Below are 4301 nucleotides of genomic sequence, written 5' to 3'. Positions count from 1 at the left end.
CGCGGGGCTTCGGGCCCGGGGTGCGGGCTGCCGGGTTCCGGATCGCGGGCACGGGTTTGGGGTCGCGCGGACGCGGGCTCGGGCTGCGAGGGCAGAGACGGAAGGAGGCGTTCCCCACTGTGGGGAACGCCTCCTTCGGGTTTCCGGCCGGTCCCGTGCCCGGCCCCGGCGTCTCGTCCCTGACCGCTTCCGGTTTGGGGGCGCCGGTCGGCGCCGGGCTCTGCGGACGTCGGCGTCCTCGATCCGCTCAGACGGTGGTGACGGCCTCGGTGTGGGGCAGCCGGGGGGAGCGCGGGAAGAAGGCGTCCGGGCCGGGGTGGCCGATGTTGATCACTACCAGGGTCTTCTGTCGGCCGTCGCCGAAGAACTCCTTGTTGACGCCCTCGAAGTCGAAACCGGTCATCGGGCCGGCGGCCAGGCCCGCAGCGCGGATGCCGAGGATGAAGTAGCCGGCCTGGAGGGCGGCGTTGAAGGTGCCGGACTGCTCGCGGACCGACTCCTCGGAGAAGACGGCGTCCTTGAGGGCGGGCATCACGGGGAACAGCTCCGGCAGCCGCTCGTGGAAGTGCAGGTCCACCGAGAGCACGGCGGTGAGCGGCGCAGTCCGGGTCTTCGCCTGGTTGCCCTCGGCCATGTGCTGCACCAGTCGTTCCCGGGCCTCCGCGGAGCGCACCAGCGTGACGCGCAGCGGCGACTGGTTGAACGCGGTGGGGGCCAGCTTGATCAGGTCGTAGACGGCCCTGATCTGCTCCTCGGTCACGGGCTCGTCCGAGAAGGTGTTGGCGGTGTGCGCCTCACGGAAGAGCAGGTCCTGGGCGGCGGCGTCGAGTGCGAACGTCATGGCGGCAACCTCGGGGGAGTAGGTAGTTCGAATTTGCACTACCTACTTTAGCGCAGATTAGTGAAACTTCAACTAATGCGTCGCAGGGCTGACCGGCTCAGCCGTGAGCGGGGACCTTGAGCGGAAGATCCCGCTCACGGAGCGGAAGGCTCCCTGCACGGGCAGGTCCCCGACAAGGTGCCGCCACGGGGAGGCGCCCGGCGCAGCAAGGTGCCCGGACAGGAATCCCGCCCTGCCCGGGCACCGCGAACCCGTCCCGACGCCGTGTCTCAGCCGGCCGCCTCGCCGGATCCCTCAGGGGCAGCGGCGGAAGCGTCCGCCGTGTCCTCGTCCTCGCCCTCGGCCAGTGCGGCGTCCAGCCGGGCCCGGGCACCGGCCAGCCAGTCCCGGCACACCCCCGCCAACTCCTCGCCGCGCTCCCACAGGGCCAGCGACTCCTCCAGCGTGGCGCCGCCCGCCTCCAACCGGCGCACGACCTCGATCAGCTCGTCCCGCGCCTGCTCGTAGCCGAGTGTCGACTCGCCATCCGTCCGTGTCATGAGTCCACCTTAGATTCGGAAGTCGCCGCGGGTTCGGGGGCAAGGAGCCCTGCGGGCTCCGAGCCCGGGGCCGCTGAGGCATCAGAGGCCGGGGTCGCTGAGGGCTCGTCGGCCACCGTGACCTGGAACTCGCCCTCGGCGACGCGGGCCCGCAGGTCCTCGCCCCCGGACACCTCGGCCGGGTCGCGCACCGCGGCGCCGTCCGCACGTTGCAGCACCGCGTAGCCGCGGCGCAGCGTCGCCGCGGGCGACAGCGCGACCACCCGGGCCCGGGTGTGGGCCAGCTCCGCGTCGGCCCGGTCCAGCAGGTGCCCCAGGGTGCGGCGGCCGCGCACCACCAGCTCCTCCACCTGGTCCGCCCGCTGCTCCAGCAACCGGTGCGGATAGGCCATCGAGGGACGGCTCATCCAGTCCGCCAGGCCGCGTTCCTGCTGCTCCACGAAGGCCGTCACACAGCGCCGCGACCGGTCCCGCAACTGCTGGATGCGGGCGTGCTCCTCACCGACGTCCGGCACCACGTCCTTCGCGGCGTGCGTCGGCGTCCGCGAACGCAGGTCCGCCACCAGGTCCAGCAGCGGGGTGTCCGGTTCGTGGCCGATCGCGGAGACCACCGGCGTGCGGCACTCGGCGACGGCCCGCAGCAGCCGCTCGTCGGAGAACGGCAGCAGGTCCTCCACGCTGCCGCCGCCCCGGGCCACCACGATCACCTCGACGTCCGGGTCCGCGTCCAGCGCCTGCACGGCCTCGATCACCTGCGGCACCGCGTGCACGCCCTGCACTGCGGCGTGCCGGACCGCGAAGCGCACCGCGGGCCAACGCTGCCGGGCAGTCTCCAGCACGTCCCGCTCGGCCGCCGAAGCCCGCCCGGTGACCAGGCCCACCTGCCGGGGCAGGAACGGCAGCGGCCGCTTCCGCGCGGCGTCGAACAGCCCCTCGGCGGTCAGCGCCTTCCGCAACTGCTCCAGACGCACCAGCAGCTCACCGACACCGACCGGCCTTATCTCGGCCGCCCGCAGCGAGAGCTGGCCGCGCGGCGCGTACCACTCCGGCTTGCCCAGCACCACCACACGGGCGCCCTCACCGACCAGATCCGCCACCTTGTCGAAGACCTGCCGGTAGCAGGTGACGCTGAGCGAGATCTCCTGCGACGGGTCCCGCAGCGTCATGAACACCACGCCCGCCCCGGGACGCCGGCTGAGCTGCGTGATCTGCCCCTCGACCCAGACCGCGCCGAGCCGGTCGATCCAGCCGCCGATCAGCCGCGACACCTCGCCGACCGGGATCGGCGCCTCGGGCGACGTATTGAGAGCCATGCCAGCGAGGCTATCCGCCCGCACCGACAGCACGTCACACCCCGGCACCCGCGACCCGGCGCACGACCGAGTCGGCTCGCCCGATCCGCACGCCCTGCGGGACGCGCGGACGGCGCCCGTACGATGGATGACATGACTGCTACGACCGCCCGCCGCGTCCTGCTCGCCGCCCCCCGTGGTTACTGCGCGGGCGTCGACCGAGCCGTGATCGCCGTGGAGAAGGCGCTGGAGCAGTACGGCGCTCCCGTCTACGTCCGGCACGAGATCGTGCACAACAAGTACGTCGTGCAGAGCCTGGAGAAGAAGGGCGCGGTCTTCGTCGAGGAGACGGAGGAAGTGCCGCCCGGCGAGATCGTCATCTTCTCGGCCCACGGGGTCGCCCCCGTCGTGCACCAGGAGGCCGAGCGCGGCAAGCTCGCGACCATCGACGCCACCTGTCCGCTCGTCACCAAGGTCCACAAGGAAGCCGTCCGCTACGCGAACGACGACTACGACATCCTGCTCATCGGCCACGAGGGCCACGAGGAGGTCATCGGCACGTCCGGTGAGGCACCCGAGCACATCACCCTCGTCGACGGCCCGGACGACGTGGCCAACGTCGACGTCAAGGACCCGTCCAAGGTGGTCTGGCTGTCCCAGACGACGCTGTCCGTCGACGAGACGATGGAGACGGTCGACGCGCTGAAGACCAAGTTCCCGCTGATGATCTCGCCGCCCAGCGACGACATCTGCTACGCCACCCAGAACCGCCAGACCGCCATCAAGCAGGTCGCCGCCGGGTCCGACCTGGTCATCGTCGTCGGATCCAAGAACTCCTCGAACTCCGTCCGCCTGGTGGAGACCGCGCTCGCGCACGGCGCCAAGGACGGCCACCTCGTCGACAACGCCGGTGAGATCGACGAGAGGTGGCTGGAGGGCGTCACCACCGTCGGCGTCTCCTCGGGCGCCTCGGTGCCGGAGGTCCTCGTCGACGGAGTGCTGGAGTGGCTGGCCGAGCGCGGCTGGTCCGACGTGGACCTCGTCCAGCCGGTCGACGAGCACATCACCTTCTCGCTGCCCAAGGAACTGCGCCGGGACCTGCGCGCGGAAGCCGCCCGGAAGGTGCAGCCGAGCGCGTCGGCGCCGCAGGAGTAACCGCCGCGGGGGCGGGGCCGGGAGGGCAGGTCCGCCGTATCGGCCGTCAGGGGTGGGCCCGCCGGGCCCGCCGCTTGAGGGCGGTGAGCCGGATCCTGCGCCCCAGCGCCGTCAGCCCGGTCAGCAGTGTTCCGCCCCACACCCAGCCGGCGTTCACCGCGAGGGCCGTGACCACGGCCATCACCCGGCCGCCGAGACCGCCCTCGCCGCCGCCGCTGATCAGGACCAGCCCGCAGGCGAAGGCGATCGGCGCCGCGATCGGCGCGGTGAACACGTCCCCGGGCCGCACCCACAGCGCGGACGCGACACCGACCAGGACGAAGCACACCCCGTACGCGGTGGCGGAACCATTCAGCAGCAGACCGCACAGCGCACCGACGACCAGCATCACCAGCGTCGTCAGCAGCCCGCTGCCGAGCGCCGTCAGCCGCGCCTCGGGCAGCCGGACCGGCAGCCCGCCGCCACCGGGCTGCG

Annotated in this window: 5 protein-coding genes; 1 reads left to right on the top strand and 4 read right to left on the bottom strand. The window is 72.3% G+C overall.

What is annotated here, in order from left to right:
* Positions 1-247: 247 nt before the first annotated feature.
* The 3 genes from ACYVE9_RS17380 to xseA all read right to left on the bottom strand — a co-directional run bounded on the left by ACYVE9_RS17380 (position 248) and on the right by xseA (position 2693).
* Entirely contained in the window at positions 248-841 is a 594-nt protein-coding gene (locus ACYVE9_RS17380) for a malonic semialdehyde reductase (RefSeq protein WP_461028790.1), read from the bottom strand.
* 269 nt (positions 842-1110) lie between these two features.
* Complete coding sequence (locus ACYVE9_RS17375) at positions 1111-1380, bottom strand: exodeoxyribonuclease VII small subunit (protein WP_461028789.1); 270 nt, start codon at positions 1378-1380, stop codon at positions 1111-1113.
* The gene (gene xseA, locus ACYVE9_RS17370; RefSeq protein WP_461028788.1) at positions 1377-2693 is read right to left on the bottom strand and encodes an exodeoxyribonuclease VII large subunit; all 1317 of its coding nucleotides are present in this window, start codon (positions 2691-2693) and stop codon (positions 1377-1379) included. The genes ACYVE9_RS17375 and xseA overlap by 4 nt, the downstream gene beginning before the upstream one ends.
* Positions 2694-2816: 123 nt before the next feature.
* Between xseA and ACYVE9_RS17365 the strand changes: the two genes are divergently transcribed.
* Positions 2817-3827: a 4-hydroxy-3-methylbut-2-enyl diphosphate reductase gene (locus ACYVE9_RS17365; protein WP_461028787.1), complete on the top strand. Its 1011-nt coding sequence runs from the start codon at positions 2817-2819 to the stop codon at positions 3825-3827.
* Between the two features lie 46 nt (positions 3828-3873).
* On the opposite strand, the gene ACYVE9_RS17360 is transcribed toward ACYVE9_RS17365, so the two are convergent.
* A partial coding sequence (locus ACYVE9_RS17360) for a DUF6542 domain-containing protein (RefSeq protein ID WP_461028786.1) occupies positions 3874-4301 on the bottom strand: 428 nt, incomplete at its 5' end.

This window comes from Streptomyces sparsus, assembly GCF_054776295.1.
Note: the sequence above shows the minus strand (reverse complement) of the source record. Positions and strands in the feature narration are given on the sequence as shown.

Excerpts from the sequence above, each read along its gene's own strand:
- ACYVE9_RS17380 (WP_461028790.1), bottom strand. The coding sequence starts at position 841 with ATGACGTTCGCACTCGACGCCGCCGCCCAGGACCTGCTCTTCCGTGAG.
- ACYVE9_RS17375 (WP_461028789.1), bottom strand. The coding sequence starts at position 1,380 with ATGACACGGACGGATGGCGAGTCGACACTCGGCTACGAGCAGGCGCGG.
- xseA (WP_461028788.1), bottom strand. The coding sequence starts at position 2,693 with ATGGCTCTCAATACGTCGCCCGAGGCGCCGATCCCGGTCGGCGAGGTG.
- ACYVE9_RS17365 (WP_461028787.1), top strand. The coding sequence starts at position 2,817 with ATGGATGACATGACTGCTACGACCGCCCGCCGCGTCCTGCTCGCCGCC.